Origin of the sequence: Microbacterium sp. K41 (assembly GCF_004794395.1) — a bacterium.
GTDB classification, from domain to species: domain Bacteria; phylum Actinomycetota; class Actinomycetes; order Actinomycetales; family Microbacteriaceae; genus Microbacterium; species Microbacterium sufflavum.
Genome location: NZ_SSDO01000348.1, coordinates 1 through 18,675 on the forward strand (window position 1 = coordinate 1; position 18,675 = coordinate 18,675).

20 protein-coding genes are annotated in these 18,675 nt (G+C 70.3%); 4 read left to right on the top strand and 16 right to left on the bottom strand.

The genetic code is table 11. The features are described from left to right. Positions 1-152: 152 nt before the first annotated feature. From DW309_RS10625 to DW309_RS10640, 4 genes are read right to left on the bottom strand one after another with little or no spacing between them, the layout of a single operon-like run. On the bottom strand, positions 153-1,124 hold the full coding sequence (locus tag DW309_RS10625) for an AAA family ATPase (protein WP_136045357.1): 972 nt from the start codon (positions 1,122-1,124) through the stop codon (positions 153-155). Beyond that, entirely contained in the window at positions 1,121-1,597 is a 477-nt protein-coding gene (locus tag DW309_RS10630) for a hypothetical protein (RefSeq protein ID WP_240745375.1), read from the bottom strand. The genes DW309_RS10625 and DW309_RS10630 overlap by 4 nt, the downstream gene beginning before the upstream one ends. Then, positions 1,594-2,346 carry a DUF4129 domain-containing protein gene (locus DW309_RS10635; RefSeq protein ID WP_136045358.1) on the bottom strand — a complete coding sequence of 251 codons (753 nt, stop codon included), beginning with the start codon at positions 2,344-2,346 and terminating at the stop codon, positions 1,594-1,596. Before DW309_RS10635 ends, DW309_RS10630 begins: the two co-directional genes overlap by 4 nt. A 36-nt stretch (positions 2,347-2,382) precedes the next feature. Continuing rightward, positions 2,383-2,847 (bottom strand): MarR family winged helix-turn-helix transcriptional regulator, encoded by a 465-nt coding sequence (locus tag DW309_RS10640; protein WP_240744490.1) that lies wholly within the window; start codon positions 2,845-2,847, stop codon positions 2,383-2,385. A 44-nt stretch (positions 2,848-2,891) separates the two neighbouring features. Here DW309_RS10640 and DW309_RS10645 point away from each other — a divergent pair, with 44 nt between their 5' ends. After that, entirely contained in the window at positions 2,892-3,134 is a 243-nt protein-coding gene (locus DW309_RS10645; RefSeq protein ID WP_205812731.1) for a hypothetical protein, read from the top strand. Here DW309_RS10645 and DW309_RS10650 read toward each other — a convergent pair. From DW309_RS10650 to rpsA, 11 genes are all read right to left on the bottom strand, one after another. Further along, positions 3,131-3,484 carry a TfoX/Sxy family protein gene (locus DW309_RS10650; protein ID WP_206253332.1) on the bottom strand — a complete coding sequence of 118 codons (354 nt, stop codon included), beginning with the start codon at positions 3,482-3,484 and terminating at the stop codon, positions 3,131-3,133. The genes DW309_RS10645 and DW309_RS10650 overlap by 4 nt on opposite strands. Before the next feature lie 11 nt (positions 3,485-3,495). Beyond that, entirely contained in the window at positions 3,496-5,568 is a 2,073-nt protein-coding gene (uvrB, locus tag DW309_RS10655) for an excinuclease ABC subunit UvrB (RefSeq protein WP_136028809.1), read from the bottom strand. A gap of 39 nt (positions 5,569-5,607) precedes the next feature. Beyond that, positions 5,608-6,147, bottom strand: coding sequence for a hypothetical protein (locus DW309_RS10660; protein WP_136045359.1), 540 nt, complete (start codon positions 6,145-6,147; stop codon positions 5,608-5,610). Positions 6,148-6,273: 126 nt separating this feature from the next. Beyond that, positions 6,274-6,873, bottom strand: coding sequence for a dephospho-CoA kinase (gene coaE / locus DW309_RS10665; protein ID WP_136045360.1), 600 nt, complete (start codon positions 6,871-6,873; stop codon positions 6,274-6,276). A 30-nt stretch (positions 6,874-6,903) separates the two neighbouring features. Next, positions 6,904-7,485 carry a CoA-binding protein gene (locus DW309_RS10670; RefSeq protein ID WP_136028803.1) on the bottom strand — a complete coding sequence of 194 codons (582 nt, stop codon included), beginning with the start codon at positions 7,483-7,485 and terminating at the stop codon, positions 6,904-6,906. Next, positions 7,482-8,786: an O-acetylhomoserine aminocarboxypropyltransferase/cysteine synthase family protein gene (locus tag DW309_RS10675; protein ID WP_136028801.1), complete on the bottom strand. Its 1,305-nt coding sequence runs from the start codon at positions 8,784-8,786 to the stop codon at positions 7,482-7,484. The genes DW309_RS10670 and DW309_RS10675 overlap by 4 nt, the downstream gene beginning before the upstream one ends. After that, entirely contained in the window at positions 8,783-10,792 is a 2,010-nt protein-coding gene (acs, locus tag DW309_RS10680) for an acetate--CoA ligase (protein ID WP_136045361.1), read from the bottom strand. Before acs ends, DW309_RS10675 begins: the two co-directional genes overlap by 4 nt. Next, a complete protein-coding gene (locus tag DW309_RS10685) occupies positions 10,783-11,640 on the bottom strand; it encodes an ABC transporter permease (protein ID WP_136045362.1) in 858 nt (285 codons plus the stop codon). The genes acs and DW309_RS10685 overlap by 10 nt, the downstream gene beginning before the upstream one ends. Further along, positions 11,637-12,683: an aliphatic sulfonate ABC transporter substrate-binding protein gene (locus tag DW309_RS10690; RefSeq protein ID WP_136045363.1), complete on the bottom strand. Its 1,047-nt coding sequence runs from the start codon at positions 12,681-12,683 to the stop codon at positions 11,637-11,639. The genes DW309_RS10685 and DW309_RS10690 overlap by 4 nt, the downstream gene beginning before the upstream one ends. After that, positions 12,680-13,522 (bottom strand): ABC transporter ATP-binding protein, encoded by an 843-nt coding sequence (locus tag DW309_RS10695; protein WP_136045364.1) that lies wholly within the window; start codon positions 13,520-13,522, stop codon positions 12,680-12,682. Before DW309_RS10695 ends, DW309_RS10690 begins: the two co-directional genes overlap by 4 nt. Before the next feature lie 144 nt (positions 13,523-13,666). Further along, positions 13,667-15,121, bottom strand: a complete 1,455-nt coding sequence (gene rpsA, locus DW309_RS10700) for a 30S ribosomal protein S1 (RefSeq protein WP_136028795.1) — start codon at positions 15,119-15,121, stop codon at positions 13,667-13,669. 234 nt (positions 15,122-15,355) lie between these two features. Here rpsA and DW309_RS10705 point away from each other — a divergent pair, with 234 nt between their 5' ends. From DW309_RS10705 to DW309_RS10715, 3 genes are all read left to right on the top strand, one after another. Then, positions 15,356-15,907, top strand: a complete 552-nt coding sequence (locus DW309_RS10705; protein ID WP_136045365.1) for a chlorophyll a-b binding domain-containing protein — start codon at positions 15,356-15,358, stop codon at positions 15,905-15,907. Positions 15,908-16,023: 116 nt separating this feature from the next. After that, the gene (locus DW309_RS10710; protein ID WP_136045366.1) at positions 16,024-16,701 is read left to right on the top strand and encodes a hypothetical protein; all 678 of its coding nucleotides are present in this window, start codon (positions 16,024-16,026) and stop codon (positions 16,699-16,701) included. Between the two features lie 31 nt (positions 16,702-16,732). Then, positions 16,733-17,683, top strand: coding sequence for a 5'-3' exonuclease (locus DW309_RS10715; RefSeq protein WP_136045367.1), 951 nt, complete (start codon positions 16,733-16,735; stop codon positions 17,681-17,683). 3 nt (positions 17,684-17,686) lie between these two features. Here the strand turns inward: DW309_RS10715 and DW309_RS10720 are convergent, their stop codons facing one another. Further along, positions 17,687-18,673 (bottom strand): PHP domain-containing protein, encoded by a 987-nt coding sequence (locus DW309_RS10720; RefSeq protein WP_205812732.1) that lies wholly within the window; start codon positions 18,671-18,673, stop codon positions 17,687-17,689. Between the last annotated feature and the right edge of the window lie 2 nt (positions 18,674-18,675).

Genomic DNA, 18,675 nt, shown 5'->3' on the forward strand with positions numbered 1-18,675 from the left:
GAGGGCGAGCGGCAGACCCACCGCGATCACGTCGGGGCGCGACAGCACCAGCCCGAGGCCCGCGAGCACGGCCGCCCCGGCGAGGCCGAGCGCGATCACGGGCGTCCGATGCCACGCCACCCCCGCGGATGCCGTCGTCGTGGTCTCGTCGGTCATCGCGCGGCCGCGACGGTCGGCGGCACCGGGGTGCGTTCGACCGCCGCCGCCACGACTCCACCCGGATCCACCCCCTGCGCCCAGGCCTGCGGAGTGAGTGTCAGCCGATGCGCCAGCACAGGGACGGCGACGCGTTTGACGTCGTCGGGCCGCACGTACGACCGCCCCTCGAGTGCCGCGACGGCCCTAGCGAGCAGCACGAGCGCCTGGGATCCGCGAGGCGAGGCACCCACCGACACGTTCACCGCCTCGCGGGTCGCCCTCGTCAGGTCCACGGCGTAGCGCACCACGTCCTGATCGACGTTGATGCGCTCGACCGCCGCCTGGAGCGCGAGAAGCCCCTCCGTGTCGACCACGGCGGGCACGCGGACGTCGGGCGTCTGCCGCCGCACCCTGTCGACGATGATGCGCGTCTCGTCGTCCGGGGCGGGGTAGCCCACGGTGAGGCGCACCATGAACCGGTCGAGCTGCGCCTCCGGCAGGGCGTAGGTCCCTTCGTACTCGATGGGGTTGGAGGTCGCGATCACGTGGAAGGGCTGCGGCAGTGGGAAACGGTTCCCCTCCACCGTGACCTGCCGCTCGGCCATCGCCTCGAGCATCGCGGACTGCGTCTTGGGCGTGGTGCGGTTCACCTCGTCGGCGAGGAGCAGACCCGTGAAGATCGGCCCGGGCCGGAAGACGAAGTCCCCCTCGGTCGGCGCGTACACGTACGAGCCCGTCACGTCGCCGGGCAGCATGTCCGGCGTGCACTGCAGCCGTCGGAACTCCAGTCCCAGCGCCTGGGCCAGGCTCCGCGCGGCCAGCGTCTTGCCGAGCCCCGGCACGTCCTCGAACAGCACGTGACCCCCGGCCAGGATCGCCGCGAGGGCGAGTGTGAGCGTCTCGTCCATACCGACGACGACGCTGCGCACCCCCTCCAGCACACGGCGACCCGTGGTCGCGATCTCGGTGGTCTCATCCGTGGTCATGCTGTCTCCTCCGTGTCGGTGGGTATGCGTTCGAGCGCGTCCAACGCTCTCTCGATGTCGTCGCGCCGCACCTCGCGGCGGGACAGTCCCGCGCGGATGCCCTGGCCGAGCAGCGCGTCGATGGCCGCGTGGTCGGCGGGATCGTCGAGGTCGAGGCCGCGGTGCGCGAGCCGCCGGCGGAGCACGTTCTGCACGCGGCGCACGAGGATGGTCCCCGCAACGCCCGAACGCGTGTTGATCGCCCATGCCAGCCGGGAGACCTCGGAGCCCCTGGCCTCGCGCGGCGGACGCTCGGGCGGCCAGAGGACGGGATCGTCGACCAGGACCCCGCGCAGCGCGAGGGACACCGCCGCGGCGACCGTCGTCCACGACACCGCGAACGCCAGCGGGACACCCGCGGCGCGCAGCCCCAGCACGAGGGCGACCGCGAGCAGCACACAGCCCGCGGCGATCGCGACGGTCCGCGCCCTCATCGCCACCCCTCCCTGATGCCGCGCAGGCTCGCGGCCGCGGCAGCGCGATCCGCCTCGTCGGCGACGCGGCCGCCGAAGCGCACCTGCTCGTAGAGACGGAGCAGCGTGATCACGTCGTCGCGGATGCCCGCCCGGCGCCCGACGATACGCACCGTGAACTCCGACGGCGTCTCCGTCGCCGAGCGGCCGGCCCCGGCATCCGCCGCCGACTCCTCCAGTCCGACCCAGGCGGAGACGATGGCGTCGGCGGCCCGCGGACGTTCCGCGATCGTTCGGAGCGCTGCGTCGACTCCCCGGCGGATGACCGCATCGTCGGGCGCCGCCTCGACCACGGGCCCCCCGGACGCGGCGTCCGGGACGGCCGCGTCCGTGCGCCGCAGGGGACGATCGCGCCACAGATCACGGAGGCGGCGGGCGGCCCACCGTGCCACGACCACGAGCACCAGCACCGCGACGGCGGCGAGCAGCGCTCCGAACACGACGCCGAGGATGTTCTGCAGCACCGAGTCCTCCGGCGGCTCCAGCTCCGGGAGGGGCGAGCTCGTCGTCTCGGGGACGACGACCGCGTCGGGCTGCTGTTCCGGCGGGGGCGGCGACGACGGCGCGAACTGCGGCTGCCCCTGAAGCGCCGCGGCGAGCATCAGCAGAGCGAAGAGACCGACCACCCCGCCGAGGAGCAGGATCCGGCGGAGTGTTCCGCGACCGCTCGCGCGCGGGGCTCCGCGAGTGGGGGCCTCGGTGCGCGACATGAGTCCACCCTAGGGTCGGGCGCGGCGCGGGCGTGGTCAGGCGGACGGCGCTGCCGTGGAGCCGCTGTCGAGCCGGCGCCCGGCGAAAGCGCCGAGTCCGTCGCGGAGCGCACCGACCTCCTGGATGCTCATGCCGACGGCGCGCATGACCTGCACGGGCACGTCGACAGCGCGAGCACGCAGCGCCACGCCCGCCTCCGTGAGCGTGATCTCGAGCCGACGCTCGTCCTCGGCGCTGCGCTGTCGTGCCACGAGGCCGTCCGTCTCCAGGCGCTTGACGAGGGGCGAGGCCGTCGCCGGCTCCAGCGCGAGGTCTGCGGCAAGGTCGTTGAGGGTGCGCGGCGCCCTTTCCCACAGCGCGAGCATGACCAGGTACTGCGGATGCGTCAGTCCCAGCGGCTCCAGGATCGGGCGGTAGATCGCCACGATGTTGCGAGCGGCCGTGACGATCGCGAAGCACAACTGGTTCTCGAGGCGGAGCAGGTCGTCGGAGGCGGTCACGGATCGACTATACATCTGCACGAATCATTAGTACACTAATGAACATGTCGAACGACTCCACTCGGCCCCCGCTTCGCACCCGCATCCGCGAGGCCGGGGGCCTCTACACCTGGGTCAACACCAACCTGGTCCGTCTCGCCGGTCCCGCGTCCGTCGGACCGTACGAGAAGACGCCGCCTCCCAGCGCTGCCGAGCGCGCCGAGCGGGCCTGCCCGCTGTGCGGGGCGCCGATGACACAGCACGAGATCGACCGATCGGGTCCGAAGACCCTGGTGCACTGCCCCTAGCCCTCGTCGGAAGCCGCCTCGACCGCGGCGCCCGTCGACTCGCGCGCGACATCGAGCCACAGCATCAGCGCGGCATCGTCCTCGATCGCCGACGGCGCGACGTCGAGCCATCCGGAACTCATGGTGCGCGAGCCCATCACCGCGCGGGAGACCCCCGCTTCCGTGAGCATCGCCGCCCCGTTCTCGTCGTCCACGCGGACGAGGAGCACACCGCCCGTGCGCGCGCCCACCAGGATGCGCCCGCCGTCCAGGAACGCCTTGGTTCCGAACATCCGGCGCTCCTCGATCGCGTCATCCGCGCTCAGCAGCGCCCGGATCCGATCGGCGAGGTCGTTCCCTGCGTCATCCATCGCCACTCCACTCAGGCGTGCCCGGCCCGCTCCATCGAGCGGAGCTCCTTCTTGAGGTCTTGCACCTCATCGCGCAGGCGCCCGGCGAGCTCGAACTTCAGCTCGGCGGCCGCCGCGAGCATCTGATCGGTCAGATCCTGGATCGTCGCCTCGAGCTGCTGCGCCCCCTCGGCCGCGATGCCCGTGCGCCGGAGGTTCGGCGTCGGCGATTTGCCCTTGCCCGAGGCCCGGCCACGGCCCGACATCAGGTCGGCGGTGTCGGCGCCCTCGCGGGCGAGCACCTCGGTGATGTCGGCGATCCGCTTGCGCAGGGGCTGCGGGTCGATGCCGTTCTCCTTGTTGTACGCGATCTGCTTCTCGCGACGGCGGTCGGTCTCCTCGATGGCCTTCGCCATGGAGTCGGTCATGTTGTCGGCGTACATGTGCACCTCACCCGAGACGTTTCGCGCCGCGCGGCCGATCGTCTGGATGAGCGAGGTGCCGGAGCGGAGGAAGCCCTCCTTGTCGGCGTCGAGGATCGCCACCAGCGACACCTCGGGCAGGTCGAGGCCCTCACGCAGCAGGTTGATGCCCACGAGCACGTCGTACACGCCGGCGCGCAGCTCACTGAGCAGTTCCACTCGGCGAAGCGTGTCGACGTCGGAGTGCAGGTAGCGGACCCGCACGCCGTGTTCACCGAGGAAGTCGGTGAGCTCCTCGGCCATCTTCTTCGTCAGCGTCGTGACGAGTACGCGCTCATCGCGCTCGACCCGCAGCCGGATCTCTTCGAGCAGGTCGTCGATCTGCCCCTTCGACGGCTTCACGATGATCTCCGGGTCGACCAGACCCGTCGGGCGGATGATCTGCTCCACCACGCCGTCGGCGATGCCCATCTCGTACTTGCCCGGCGTCGCCGACAGGTACACGGTCTGCCCGATGCGGTTCTTGAACTCGTCCCACCGCAGCGGGCGGTTGTCCATCGCGCTGGGCAGCCGGAAGCCGTGGTCGACCAGCGTGCGCTTGCGGGAGGCGTCGCCCTCGTACATCGCGCCGATCTGCGGCACCGTGACGTGCGACTCGTCGATCACCAGCAGGAAATCGTCGGGGAAGAAGTCGAGCAGCGTGTGCGGGGGCTCGCCCGGCATGCGGCCGTCCATGTGCCGCGAGTAGTTCTCGATCCCCGAGCAGAAGCCGAGCTGCTGCAGCATCTCCAGGTCGAACGTGGTGCGCATGCGGAGACGCTGCGCCTCGAGCAGCTTGCCCTGGCGCTCGAACTCCTTCAGCCGCTCCTCCAGCTCGTGCTCGATCGTGCCGATGGAGCGCTGGATCACGTCGGTTCCCGCGACGTAGTGCGACGCGGGGAAGATCGGCACGGCGTCGAGCTTCTCGATCACCTCGCCGGTGAGCGGGTGCAGCGAGTACAGCGCCTCGATCTCGTCGCCGAACAGCTCGATGCGGATCGCGTGCTCCTCGTAGACGGGGATGATCTCGATCGTGTCGCCGCGCACCCGGAAGTTGCCCCGCGAGAAGTCGACGTCGTTGCGGTTGTACTGCATCGCGATGAACTGCCGGATGAGCGCGTCGCGGTCGTACCGCTCCCCCACCTGCAGCGCCACCATGGCTCGCAGGTACTCCTCCGGCGCGCCGAGGCCGTAGATGCACGACACCGTCGACACCACGACCACGTCGCGCCGGCTCAGCAGCGAGTTGGTGGTGGAGTGTCGGAGCCGCTCGACCTCGGCGTTGATCGACGAGTCCTTCTCGATGAAGGTGTCCGTCTGCGGCACATACGCCTCTGGCTGGTAGTAGTCGTAGTACGAGACGAAGTACTCCACCGCGTTGTTCGGCATGAGCTCGCGGAACTCGTTGGCGAGCTGGGCGGCGAGGGTCTTGTTGTGCGCGAGCACCAGCGTGGGACGCTGCACCTGCTCGATCAGCCACGCCGTCGTCGCGGACTTGCCGGTACCCGTGGCGCCGAGGAGGACGATGTCGGTCTCGCCCGCGTTGATGCGCGAGGCGAGGTCGGCGATGGCCTGCGGCTGATCACCGGCCGGGGCGTACTCGCTGATGACCTCGAAGGGACGGACACTGCGCGTGGGCTGCATGCTTCCAGCGTAGGCCGCCCCTCCGACATCGGGGCCGGGTCAGGCGACCAGGACCGCCGTCTCCGCCGAGGGCTCGGTGGTCGCGGTCGCACTCCCGCCGTTGAGGAGCGTCATGGTCGCGGTCGAGCGCAGTTCGCCGGGCGCCGAGCCGATCACGTTGAAGCTCAGCGCGTCGCCGAAGCTCGACGGCGTCCTGATGAAGGTGAAGCTCGTGGCGGTGGAGCCGCCGACGGGCTGCGGCGCCCAGGCCCCGAACGACGACGCGGGGTCGAGCGTGACGGGAGAGGAGAACGTGACGACCACGACAAGCGAGCCACCGGCGGGCGGACTCATCCAGGGGTTCGCCCGATAGCTGATCTGGGTGCTGAAGGTGGCGCGCAGGCCACCGCTCGCCGCGACCAGGCTGGTGAACGCGCCCTGCGCCTCCGCGTCCCAGTAGTAGTTCGCCGTGCTGTTCGGGACGACGGTCGCGCTGGCTGCCGCCAGCGGCGCAGCGACGGCCACCGCGATGACGGGGGCCGACCAGGCCGCTCCCTTGATCAGAGTCCGACGCGAGATGCCATGGCTCGACTGAGTCACTTCTTCCACTCCCCAGCGCGCGGAAAAAGCTCTCCCCCAGCAGACCATCCCCTGGTGCGTCCCCACGCCCTTCCAGAATATCGGCGACGTTCTGCGCACCTGGAGAAATGCTGAACGTCCGGTCGGTCAGCCGGTGCAGAGGCGCTCCCACAGCGCGTCGGCCTGCGCGACCGTCTCGGCGAGAGCGCCGCCGGTCTCGATCACCACGTCGGCGATCGCCAGACGCTTCTCGTCGGACACCTGCGCGCCGATGCGCTCGCGGGCGGCAGCCTCGTCCATGCCCCGCAGCTCGACCAGCCGACGCAGACGCTCCTCCGCCGGGGTATGCGCGACCACGATCAGGTCCCACGGGTCGTCGACCCTCGCCTCCACCAGCAACGGCACGTCGTACACCACCACCGCGTGCGGATCGGCGGCGAGCGCGTCCGTGAAGCGGCGCTGCGACTCGTCGCGCACGGCGGGGTGCACGATCGCGTTCAGCTGCGCCAGCTGCTCCGGGTCGCCGAACACCCGCGCGCCCAGCGCCGGCCGATCCAGGGAGCCGTCCTCCGCGATGACCTCCGGGCCGAACACCTCGGCGATCCGCTCCAGCACCGGCGACCCGGGCGCCTGCACGTCGCGCACGATCGCGTCCGCATCCACGATGATCGCTCCGTGCTCCGCGAGACGACGGGCGATGGTCGACTTCCCGGAGGCGATGCCACCGGTGAGGGCGATGAGGGGCATGACGTCAGTCTAGGTTCCCCACGACGGGCCTCAGCGCGCGAGCAACTGCCGTCGCGAGCTGATCACGCCGGTGTCGAATCCCGCGAGATGCAGTCCGCCGTGGAAGCGTGCGTGCTCGATCTTGATGCACCGGTCCATCACCACCGCGAGCCCCGCGGCCTCGGCGATCGTGGCGGCCTCCTCGTTCCACGACCCGAGCTGGAGCCACAGGGTCGAGGCCCCCGCGTCGATCGCCTCCTGCGCCACGCCCGGCAGGTCGTCGTGGCGACGGAACACGTCCACGATGTCCGGCCGCACGGGAAGGTCCGCGAGGGAGGCGTAGACGGGCTGTCCGAGGATCTCGGTCTCCCGCGGGTTCACCAGGTACACGTCGTAGGCCGTGCTGGACAGCAGGTAGGTCGCGACGAAGAACGACGCCCGTGCCGGGTTGTTCGACGCTCCGACGATCGCGATGGTCCTCGCCCTGCGGAGCAGCGCGAATCGCTCCTGCTGCGTGGGCCCCGTCCACGTGCGACCAGGGGCGGGCGCGGCCGCGGGAAGGGCGCAGCTCTGCCCGTCCGCGGGCGCCGCCGGAAGAGCGCAGGCGTCGCCGGTCGAGGTCGTGGCGCTCATCGGGTGACTCCCGTCGCGATGGTGAGGGCCTGATCCAGGTCCCAGAGGATGTCGTCCGCGTCTTCCAGCCCGACCGAGATGCGGATCAGATCGGGACGCACCCCGGCGTCCACGAGCTGCTCCTCGGTGAGCTGGCGGTGCGTGGTCGAAGCCGGGTGGATCACCAGGGTCCTGGCGTCGCCGATGTTCGCCAGGTGCGACGCGAGCTGCAGGTTCTCGATCAGCTTCTCCCCCGCGGCACGCCCGTCGTCCGCGGCCACCCCGAACGCGAACACGGAGCCGGGACCGAGCGGGAGGTACTTCGCCGCACGCTCGTGATGCGGATGATCCTCCAGACCCGCCCACGTGACGTAGGCGACCCGCGGGTCGGATGCCAGCCAGTCCGCGACGACCCGGGCGTTGGCCAGATGCGCATCGATGCGCTGCGGCAGCGTCTCGATGCCCTGCAGCAGGGTGAACGCCGACTGCGGGCTCAGCGCCGGCCCGATGTCGCGCAGCTGCTCGGAGCGGAGCTTGGTGAGGAAGCCGTACTCGCCGAAGTTGTCCCACCACCGGATGCCGCCGTACGACGCGACGGGCTCCGTCATCTGCGGGAACTTCCCGTTGCCCCAGTCGAAGGTGCCCTTCTCGATCACGACACCGCCGAGGGTCGTCCCGTGGCCGCCGAGGAACTTGGTGACCGAGTGGATCACGATGTCCGCACCGTGCTCGAGCGGACGCGCCAGGTAGGGCGTGGCGAGCGTCGCGTCCACGACGAGCGGGACGCCCGCCGCATGGGCGACCGCGGCGAGACCCTCGATATCCGCGATCTCGCCGGAGGGGTTGCCGATCATCTCGACGTACACGACCTTCGTCTCCGGACGGATCGCCGCGGCGAAGTCGACAGGGTCGGTCGAGGCGACGAACGTGGTCTCGACGCCGAAGCGGCGCAGGGTCACGTCGAGCTGCGTCACCGTGCCGCCGTAGAGCTGTGCCGCGGCGACGACGTGGTCCCCGGCCCCGACGAGGGCCGCGAAGGTGAGGAACTCCGCGCTCATGCCCGAGGCGGTCGCGACGGCCCCGATGCCGCCCTCCAGCGAGGCCAGGCGCTCCTCGAGCGCGGCGACCGTGGGGTTGCCGATGCGCGAGTAGATGTTGCCGTACTTCTGCAGAGCGAACAGGTTTCCGGCGTCCGCCGCGTCGTCGAACACGAACGACGTGGTCTGGTAGATCGGCACCGCCCGTGCGCCCGTCGATGCGTCCGGCGTGCCGCCGGCGTGCAGGGCCCTGGTGCGGAACCCGAAGCGATGTTCTTCCGTCATGATGTCCTCAGTTCGGCGGCGGAGAGCACGTCGGCGATGTCGTCGACGGCCCACGGGTTCTGCAGCGAGGTGGTGTCCCCGAGGGGGCGGGGCACTCGACCGGCTCGACGGTCGTGCTCGGCCTCCCACAACTCTGCCAGCAGTCGGCGCATGATCTTGCCGGAGCGGGTCTTCGGCAGATCAGGCACGACGACGATGTGTCGGGGCTTCGCGACCGGGCCGATCGCCCGTGCGACCTGCTCGCGCAGCGCGGCCGGTTCGACCTCCGCCCGGCCGGACGGGGTCACGTACGCCACGACGGCCTGTCCGGTGACGGCGTCCGGCACTCCGGCCGAGCCCGCCTCGCCGACGGTGTCGTGGGCCACGAGGGCTGATTCGATCTCGATCGTGGAAAGCCGGTGACCCGACACGTTCACGACGTCGTCGAGGCGGCCGAGGATCCAGATGTACCCGTCCGCATCCCTCGTGGCTCCGTCACCCGCGACGTAGTAGCCGCCGTGCTCGCCCCGGCCCGCGTACGCCGACCAGTACGCGTCGCGATAGCGCTGCGGGTTGCCCCACACCGTCCGCGCCATGCCGGGCCACGGGCGCCGGACCACCAATGTGCCGGACTGACCGGCGGCGACCTCGTCGCCGTGCTCGTCCACCACGGCCACGTCGCTGCCGGGCAGCGGGACCGAGGCGGAACCCGGCTTGAGAGCCGTCACCCCCGGAAGCGGCGCGATCATCGCGGCCCCCGTCTCCGACTGCCACCACGTGTCGATCACGGGCAGCTCATCGCGGCCGAAGGCGCGGCGGAACCACACCCAGGCCTCCGGGTTGATGGCCTCGCCGACCGTGCCCAGCAGACGCAGCGAGGACAGGTCGTGACCCGCGGGGAGGTCCGCGCCGAACCAGGTCATGAACGTGCGGATGAGCGTCGGGGCCGTGTAGTACACCGTGACGCCGTACCGTTCGATGATCTCGAGGTGCCGCTCGCGATGCGGGGCGTCCGGCGTGCCCTCGTAGATCACCTGCGTCAGACCGTTCGACAGCGGCCCGTAGATCTCGTACGTGTGCGCGGTGACCCAGGCCAGGTCGGCCGTGCACCAGTGCACGTCGTCCGGCTTCGCGTCGAAATGCGCCCAGTGCGCCCAGCTCGCGTGCGTCAGGTAGCCGCCGGACGTGTGCACCAGCCCCTTGGGCTTCCCGGTCGTGCCGGAGGTGTAGATCACGAAGAGCGGATGCTCCGCGTCGAACGCCTCCGCGTCGTGGACAGGCGAGGCCGTGTCGACCACCTCGTGCCACCACACGTCTCTGCCCTCGGTCCACGGCACGTCCTGGCCCGTGCGGCGCAGCACGAGGACGTGCTCCAGGGTGTCCAGGCCCGCTGCCGCGCGGTCCGCGGTGGATTTGACCTCGGTCGCGGCGCCGCGCCGGAACTGCCCGTCGCTGGTGACGAGGAGCTTCGCGCCGGTGTCCTCGAGCCGGAAGCGCACGGCCTCCGCCGAGAACCCGCCGAACACGAGCGAGTGGACGGCGCCGATGCGCGCACACGCCAGGGTGACCACCACCGTCTCCACGAGCACCGGCAGGTAGATCACGACCCGGTCGCCCGCGCCGATGCCGAGCGCCGTGAGGGCGTTCGCGGCGCGGGACACCCGGCGCAGCAGCTCGGCGTACGTCACCGACTCCCGGTCGCCGGGCTCGCCCTCGAAGTGCAGTGCGACCCGGTCTCCGCGGCCCGCGGCGACATGGCGGTCGAGGCAGTTCACGGCCACGTTGAGCCGTCCGCCGACGAACCACCGCGCGGCGGGAACGCGCCCGTCGATCGGGGGCTCCCACTCGTGCGCGGTGTGCCACGGTGCAGACCACTCCAGCCGCCGTGCGGCTTCCTCCCAGAACGCGGTGGGGTCGGCGGCCGCCCTGGCATAGGCCTCGGCGGTCACGTTGGCGTCCGGGAACAGCGGTGACGGCGGGTAGACGCGCGTCTCGTGCAGCCGGGCCTCGGTCGCGGTCACGTCCATCGCCGCAGCAGGTACTTCTCGACCAGCGCGAGCACCCCGTTGGTGAGGGTGCCGAGCAGGGCCAGCAGCACGATCGACAGCAGGATCCGATCCACGCGTCCGCTGTTCTGCGAGTCGGTCAGCAGGAAGCCGAGCCCCATCGACGACGCGATGAGCTCCGCGGCGACGAGGAACAGCCACGCCTGAGCCAGGGCGAGCCGCAGTCCGGACACGACGGAGGGGATCACGGCGGGCAGCTGCACCACCCGGAACAGCGACCATCCGCGAAGGCTGAAGGAGCGGCCGGCCTCGACCAGCTGGGGGTCGACGTGTCGCAGGGCCGAGGCGACGGTGGTGTACACGGGGAAGAAGGCACCGATCGCGATCAGGGTGACCTTCGACTCCTCGCCGATCTGCATCCACAGGATGAGCAGCGGCACCCAGGCGAGCGAGGGCACGGCCCGCAGCGCGGCGAGCGTGGGACTCAGCAGCACGTCGCCGAGGCGCGAGAGACCGACGATCCCGGCGATCGCGAGACCGATCACCGAGCCGATCGCGAAGCCGAGCAGCACGCGCTGCACGGAGATCGCGATGTGCGTCCACAGTTCTCCGCGCTGTGCGAGTTCGACACCGGCCGTCACGACCGAGGCGGGTGCGGGCAGCCGGTAGGGCGGCACGATCCCGGTCGCGGTCACGTACTGCCAGGCGCCGAGGATCAGCAGCGGGAGCACGAGCCCGGCGACGACCCGCACGGCCGGGCGGTTCCACCCGTGCCCCGTGCCGGCCGGACGTCGGTGCTCGCCCTTCGCGACGTCGAGCGCGTCCCGCGAGTCCGCCGGGACGATGGCCCGCTGGTCGAGATCGGTCACTCGTCCCCGACCGCCTTCTTCGCGAACGTGTCGTTCACGATCGACGAGAGCGCCTTGTCGACCGACGCCTGACCTCCCTGCACGTCGCCGGACTCGGCGAGCACGGGCGCGATCTTCTCGAGCACCGCGAGCTGGTCGTCTCCGGGGATGCCGCTCACGTCGAGGTTCGAGCGCTCCTGGATCACGGTGGTGGCGACCTCGACGTCGATGCCTGCGACCTCCGCAAGCAGCGCCGCCGTCTCCTCGGGGTTCTGCAGAGCCCACTCGCGCGCCTGCTCGTAGGCGTCGACGACGGCCTGGGCGAGGTCGGGGTGCTCTGTGAGGAAGTCCTCCGTAGCGTTAAGGAAGCCGTAGGTGTTGAAGTCGACGTTGCGGTAGACGAGCGTGTCCCCCGACTCGACCTCGGCGGCCGCCATGATCGGGTCCAGGCCGGCCCACGCGTCAACGGAACCGCCGTCGAGCGCGGCGCGACCGTCGGCGTGCTGCAGGTTCTGCACCTCGACGTCGGACAGGGAGAGGCCCGCCTCGTCCAGCGCCTGCAGCAGGAAGAAGTAGGGATCGGTGCCCTTGGTGGCCGCGACCGAGGCACCCTTCAGGTCTTCGACCGAGGTGATGTCGCTGTCTGGTCCGACGACGATCGCCGACCACTCCGGCTGCGAGAAGATGTCGATCACCTGGATGGGCGAGCCGTTGGCGCGGGCGAGCAGCGCCGCGGATCCCGCGGTCGAGCCGACATCGACAGAACCGGAGCGGAGCAGCTCGTTCGCCTTGTTGGAGCCGGCGGACTGCACCCACTCGACCGTCACGTCGTCGCCCAGGATGTCCTCCAGGATCCCCTGGTCGCGCACGACGAGGCTGAGCGGGTTGTAGGTGGCGAAGTCGATGGTGAGGGTGTCGGACGACCACTCGGCGTCGGCCGCCGGTGCGGTGTCCGTGTCGGTGTCGGCGGTCGCGTTCTCTCCCGCGACGCAGCCGGTCGCGACGAGCATCATCGTCCCGGCGATCGCGATCGCGGGGATGATTCGGCGGGTGACGGTGCTCATCGGGTCTCCTCGGTGCTGCGGTGGTGGGTGTCGACGCCGAGTCCCTCGAGGAGGTCGGCGCGCAGGTCGGCGAGGCCGCGGTCGGCGCGGTCGCGGGGTCGGGCTCCCGGCACCTCGATCGCGCGGGCGACGGAGGCGTGGTCGTGGTCGCCGAGGGTGCGCAGCAGCAGCACGCGGTCGGCGAGGTAGAGGGCCTCTTCCACGTCGTGCGTCACGAGGAGCACGGTGGTGGGCTCGGCTGCGTGGATCTTCAGCAGCAGGTCGTGCATGCGCAGGCGCGTGAGGGCGTCGAGCGCGCCGAAGGGCTCGTCGAGCAGCAGCACGGAGGGGTTGCGGGCGAGGGCTCGCGCGAGGGATGCCCGCTGCGCCATGCCCCCGGAAACCTCACGCGGGCGCTGATCGGCGGCATGGTCGAGTCCCACCAGGTGCAGCAGCTCCTGCACGCGCGCGCGTCCCGCTCGACGCCCGGTGCCTCGTGGCAGGCCGAGCTCGACGTTCTGTGCGATCGTCCGCCAGGGCAGCAGCCGCGGCTCCTGGAAGGCGACCGCGGTGCGCTCGTCCACGTCGGCGACCGCGGTGCCCCCGATGCGGATGCTGCCGCGGCTCGGGGCATCGAGTCCGCCCACGAGACGCAGGAGAGTCGACTTGCCGCACCCGGAGGGGCCGACGACAGCGACGATCTCCCCCGCGCGGATGTCCAGGTCGATGCCGCGCAGCACCCGTCGGGTGCCTCGTGCGATCGGGAAGGACCGTTCGACGGCGTCGAGTCGCACGTCCTGCGCCGTCGCTGCGGTCGTCGTGACGTCGGCGGTGCGCGACGCGGGCAGCAGGGCGGTCATAGGCCCATGCTGGCGGAGCGGCTCCTGTGTTACGAATGCGGTCGTAATGTTCCGTCACGCAGCGGATCGCCACCGAATCCGGTACGCGAAAAGGGCCGCCACGCCCGCCGTGAGGCGGGGTGACGGCCCTTCTCGGAATGTTACTTAGGAGTTGCCGCCCGAGAGCTTCTCGCGCAGAGCGGCGAGAGCCTCGTCATCGGCGAGCGTGCCGGCACCGGCCGACTCGCTCGAGAAGGACTGGCCACCGAAGTCGTCGCCGGCCGCAGCCTCGGCCTCGGCCGCCTTGGCGACCTGAGCCTTGTGCGCCTCCCAGCGAGCCTGGGCCGCAGCGTACTCCTGCTCCCATGCCTCGCGCTGGGCGTCGAAGCCTTCCTTCCACGCACCGGTCTCGGCGTCGAAGCCCTCCGGGTACTTGTACTCGCCGTTCTCGTCGTACTCGGCGAGCATGCCGTACAGGGCCGGGTCGAACTCGGTGCCGTTGGGGTCGACCGACTCGTTGGCCTGCTTCAGCGACAGCGAGATGCGGCGACGCTCGAGGTCGATGTCGATGACCTTGACGAAGACCTCTTCGCCGACCGACACGACCTGCTCGGCCAGCTCGACGTGCTTGCTGGAGAGCTCGGAGATGTGGACGAGGCCCTCGATGCCGTCTGCGACGCGCACGAACGCACCGAACGGGACGAGCTTGGTGACCTTACCCGGCGTGACCTGACCGATCGCGTGGGTGCGGGCGAAGACCTGCCACGGGTCCTCCTGCGTCGCCTTCAGCGACAGGGAGACGCGCTCGCGGTCGAGGTCGACCTCGAGGATCTCGACGGTGACCTCCTGGCCCACCTCGACGACCTCGGAGGCGTGCTCGATGTGCTTCCAGGACAGCTCGGAGACGTGCACGAGACCGTCCACGCCGCCCAGGTCGACGAACGCACCGAAGTTGACGATCGACGAGACGACACCCTTGCGGACCTGACCCTTGTGCAGGTTGTTCAGGAACGTGGTGCGCGACTCCGACTGCGTCTGCTCGAGCAGCGCGCGGCGGCTGAGGACGACGTTGTTGCGGTTCTTGTCGAGCTCGAGGATCTTCGCCTCGATCTCCTGGCCGAGGTACGGCGTGAGGTCGCGCACGCGGCGCAGCTCGATGAGCGACGCCGGGAGGAAGCCACGGAGGCCGATGTCGACGATGAGTCCACCCTTGACGACCTCGATGACCGTACCGGTGACGACGCCGTCGTTCTCCTTGATCTTCTCAACGTCTCCCCAGGCACGCTCGTACTGGGCGCGCTTCTTGGAGAGGATCAGGCGGCCTTCCTTGTCCTCTTTCTGGAGAACGAGGGCCTCGACCTGGTCGCCGACGGCGACGACCTCGTTGGGGTCGACGTCGTGCTTGATCGAGAGCTCGCGCGAGGGGATGACGCCCTCGGTCTTGTAGCCGACATCGAGGAGGACCTCATCGCGGTCGATCTTGACGATCGTGCCCTCGATGATGTCGCCGTCGTTGAAGAACTTCAGGGTCTTCTCGACCGCGGCCAGGAAGTCCTCAGCAGATCCGATGTCGTTGATGGCGACCTGCTTGGTGGCCGGGGCGGTCGTTGCGGTAGTCATGTAGTGGGTTGTCCTTGTTGAATGGATACTCGGGCTGGAAGCGCGGCCGCGCACGGCCGACAGCATGCTTCACAGCGGTTGGATTGTGATTGTTCGGCACCTGGGCATGCGCATGCACGCCACGAGTGACGATTCAGGCTATCAGAAGAAGCGATCCGCCCGCGAGCGGGGAATCCGCCGCTCCCCTGTGGACAACCGCGACGCCTGATCCCGCATTCCCCGTACCGTGACCGGGTGATCCCGTCATCCGCCATCCGGCTCCGTGCGACGCTGACCGCCGCACTCGTCGCGACGCTCCTCAGCGTCGCCGCCTGCGCACCGAGCCCGCACACGACCCCGAGCCCCACCGCCACCCCGCTGTTCGCAAACAAGGAAGACGCCTTCGCCGCCGCCGAAGTCACCTACCGCGCGTATACCGACGCATCCAACGCGACGATCCTTACCGACGCCGACACATTCGACCCGGTATTTGCCTGGCTGCGCGCGGATGCTCTCGACTCTGCTCGCAAGAATTACAGCGAGTACTACGCCAGCGGCGTTACGCGGACCGGGGCGTCGTCATTCGACCACTTCACCCCCGGCAGCTATGACCCCGAGGCCCGAACGGTAGTCGTCCGCCTCTGCATCGACGTCTCTGATGTTGACGTTCTGGATGCGGAGGGTCACTCCGTCGTTCCCGGGGACAGGCCGCCGCGGCGAGCCGTAGAAGTGACGATGATTTCAGCCGACACCGCAACAGGCTTGGCAATCTCGTCCGCTATTCCGACGGACATCTTGACGTGTTAGCGAGAACGCGCGGTCTGGCGCTTGTCGTTGTGCTGATGACGGCGACGAACCCGCCCCCGCCACAGATCGGTTCCGAAGCATCCTGGTCGTCGAATCTGGATGGGTCAGAGGTCACCGTGTCGGCGTCACAGACTCGTCCCGGCGCATCCCCCGTCGAAGCCACCCCCGACGCACGCCACACGGGCACGCCCCGCCGCTACCCCCGCCCGGACCAGAACCGTCAGACCGACGTGTGCGCGGGAATAGCCGACGAACGATGCCGCGCCACGGCTCTTCAGACCCCTCCCGCACCCCGGCCTGCTGCCCCGGGTCCCGCGCTCACGATCACCGATGTCGCCCAGTTCGCGCCGGACCCGGCCGCCACCAGCGCCGAGCCGTCCAACATCGGCGTCGCCGGACTCCCCACGAACTTCCTCACCCCCACCGCCCCTCCGGCCCGCACCGGCACTCTCCTGGGCACGCCCATCACCGTGCGCTTCACCCCGGTCCGCTACGACTTCGTTTACGGCGACGGCACGACCGCATCCACCACGACGCCGGGACTCCCGTGGGCCGCGCTCCGTCAATCCCAGCTCACCCCCACCCCCACCAGCCACGTGTACCGCGCCCGCGGCACCTACACCGCCACGACCGCCGTCCACTACACCGCCGAGCTCGACACCGGCAGCGGCTGGGTGCCCCTCCCCGGCGAGCTCACCATCCCCGGGCCCGGCCAGGCCATCCGCATCTATGAGGCCACCACAGCGCTCGTCCGTCACACGTGCACCGAGCAACCCACCGCCCCCGGCTGCTGACCCGTGCGCACGCACGCTCTACCCTGAAGCCATGCCCCGCGCCGAACGCCTCATGCTGCTCGACACCGCCAGTCTGTACTTCCGCGCCTTCTACGGCGTGCCCGACAAGGTGACCGCCCCGGACGGCTCCCCCATCAACGCCGCGCGCGGACTGCTCGACATCGTCGCGAAGCTCGTCACCCTGTATCAGCCGACGCACGTGGTCGCCTGCTGGGACGACGACTGGCGGCCGCAGTGGCGCGTCGACCTGATCCCGAGCTACAAGACGCACCGCGTGGTGGAGGTCGTGGCCGGTGCGCCGGACGTCGAGGAGGTGCCCGATCCCCTCGAGGCGCAGATCCCGCTCATCCGCGAGACCCTCGCCGCCATCGGGATCCCGATCATCGGTGTGGCCGAGCACGAGGCCGACGACGTGATCGGCACCCTGGCGACGCACGCATCCATGCCGGTCGACATCGTGACGGGCGATCGCGACCTCTTCCAGCTCGTCGACGACGCCGCCGACATCCGGGTCATCTATACGGCGCGCGGCATGAGCAACCTCGAGGTGGTCACCGACGCCACCGTCGTCGCCAAGTACGGGGTGCGCCCGTCGCAGTATGCCGACTTCGCCACGATGCGAGGGGATGCGTCCGACGGCCTCCCCGGCGTCGCCGGGGTGGGCGAGAAGACGGCGGCCACGCTGCTGGGGGTGCACGGCGACCTGGTGGGGATCCGGGAGGCGGCGGAGGCGGGTGAGGGCATGAGCGCAGGGGTGCGCGCCAAGATCCTCGCAGCGACGGCCTACCTCGATGTCGCACCGACCGTCGTGGCCGTGGCGACGGATCTCCCGATCGCCACACCGGACATCCCCCTCCGTGCCCTGTCGGAGAGCGAGGTCACGACGGCGACGGCACTGGCGGAGAGGTGGAACCTCGGCGGCTCGATGACGCGGGCGGTCACCGCGGTGACGGAGGCCGGACGCGCAGCGACCGAGGAGTGAGCGTCACTCCGCCCAGGCGAGCAGGCGGGACAGACCCCAGGTGGTGACGATGCGCGACGCGGGCACTCCCGCACGCTCGGCGCGTTCGGCACCGTAGTCCAGCAGCGAGAGCTGTCCCGGCGCGTGGGCGTCGGAGTCGATCGAGAAGAGACACCCGGCTTCCAAAGCGATCGCGATCAACTCGTCGGGTGGATCCTGTCGCTCCGGTCGCGAGTTGATCTCCACGGCCACGCCGTTCTCGGCACAGGCGGCGAAAACCGCCGCAGCGTCAAAGGCCGACGGCGGGCGCGTCCCCCGGTCGCCCTGCACGAGCCGGCCTGTGCAGTGACCGAGCACATTGACGCGTGGATGCGAGACGGCGGCGATCATGCGCGCGGTCATGGGCCTGGCGTCCATGCGCAGCTTCGAGTGCACGGAGGCGACCACGATGTCGAGTTCCCGGAGGAGATCGTCGTCCTGGTCGAGAGACCCGTCTTCGAGGATGTCCACCTCGGTGCCCGCGAGCAGCGTGAAACCGTCGCCAGACTGCGCCCGCACGAGCGGCATCTGCTCCCGCAGCCGTTCGGCGGAGAGGCCACGCGCCACCCGCAGACGCGGCGAGTGATCGGTGATCGCCTGATACTCGTGCCCCTGGGCTCGAGCGGCGGCGGCCATCACCTCGATGGATGTGGTGCCGTCCGACCAGTCGGTGTGGGCATGCAGGTCGCCACGCAGTCGGCCCCGCAGCTCCGAGACCCGCTCGGGTTCGACCTCCCCGCGCAGCTCTACGAGGTACTCGGGGATGCGGCCCTCCTGGGCCTGGCGGATCACGGCGAACGTCGACTCCCCGATCCCCCGTGCGGCGCGAAGCCGGGTGGGGTCGTTCCGCACGTCCTCGGGGAGATCCTCGAACGTGGCGGCTGCCTGTCGGAACGCCTTCGCCCGATACCGCGATGCCCGCTCGCGCTCGAGCAGCGAGGCGATCTCGAGGAGGGCGTCGACGGGCTCCATGG

Bases quoted from the DNA above. Each gene is read 5' to 3' on its own strand.
- DW309_RS10635 (WP_136045358.1), bottom strand. From the start codon at position 2,346: ATGTCGCGCACCGAGGCCCCCACTCGCGGAGCCCCGCGCGCGAGCGGT.
- rpsA (WP_136028795.1), bottom strand. From the start codon at position 15,121: ATGACTACCGCAACGACCGCCCCGGCCACCAAGCAGGTCGCCATCAAC.
- uvrB (WP_136028809.1), bottom strand. From the start codon at position 5,568: ATGCAGCCCACGCGCAGTGTCCGTCCCTTCGAGGTCATCAGCGAGTAC.
- DW309_RS10650 (WP_206253332.1), bottom strand. From the start codon at position 3,484: ATGGATGACGCAGGGAACGACCTCGCCGATCGGATCCGGGCGCTGCTG.
- DW309_RS10645 (WP_205812731.1), top strand. From the start codon at position 2,892: ATGTCGAACGACTCCACTCGGCCCCCGCTTCGCACCCGCATCCGCGAG.
- DW309_RS10690 (WP_136045363.1), bottom strand. From the start codon at position 12,683: ATGAGCACCGTCACCCGCCGAATCATCCCCGCGATCGCGATCGCCGGG.
- acs (WP_136045361.1), bottom strand. From the start codon at position 10,792: ATGGACGTGACCGCGACCGAGGCCCGGCTGCACGAGACGCGCGTCTAC.
- DW309_RS10695 (WP_136045364.1), bottom strand. From the start codon at position 13,522: ATGACCGCCCTGCTGCCCGCGTCGCGCACCGCCGACGTCACGACGACC.
- DW309_RS10720 (WP_205812732.1), bottom strand. From the start codon at position 18,673: ATGGAGCCCGTCGACGCCCTCCTCGAGATCGCCTCGCTGCTCGAGCGC.
- DW309_RS10625 (WP_136045357.1), bottom strand. From the start codon at position 1,124: ATGACCACGGATGAGACCACCGAGATCGCGACCACGGGTCGCCGTGTG.
- DW309_RS10715 (WP_136045367.1), top strand. From the start codon at position 16,733: ATGCCCCGCGCCGAACGCCTCATGCTGCTCGACACCGCCAGTCTGTAC.
- DW309_RS10675 (WP_136028801.1), bottom strand. From the start codon at position 8,786: ATGACGGAAGAACATCGCTTCGGGTTCCGCACCAGGGCCCTGCACGCC.
- DW309_RS10630 (WP_240745375.1), bottom strand. From the start codon at position 1,597: ATGAGGGCGCGGACCGTCGCGATCGCCGCGGGCTGTGTGCTGCTCGCG.
- coaE (WP_136045360.1), bottom strand. From the start codon at position 6,873: ATGCCCCTCATCGCCCTCACCGGTGGCATCGCCTCCGGGAAGTCGACC.
- DW309_RS10670 (WP_136028803.1), bottom strand. From the start codon at position 7,485: ATGAGCGCCACGACCTCGACCGGCGACGCCTGCGCTCTTCCGGCGGCG.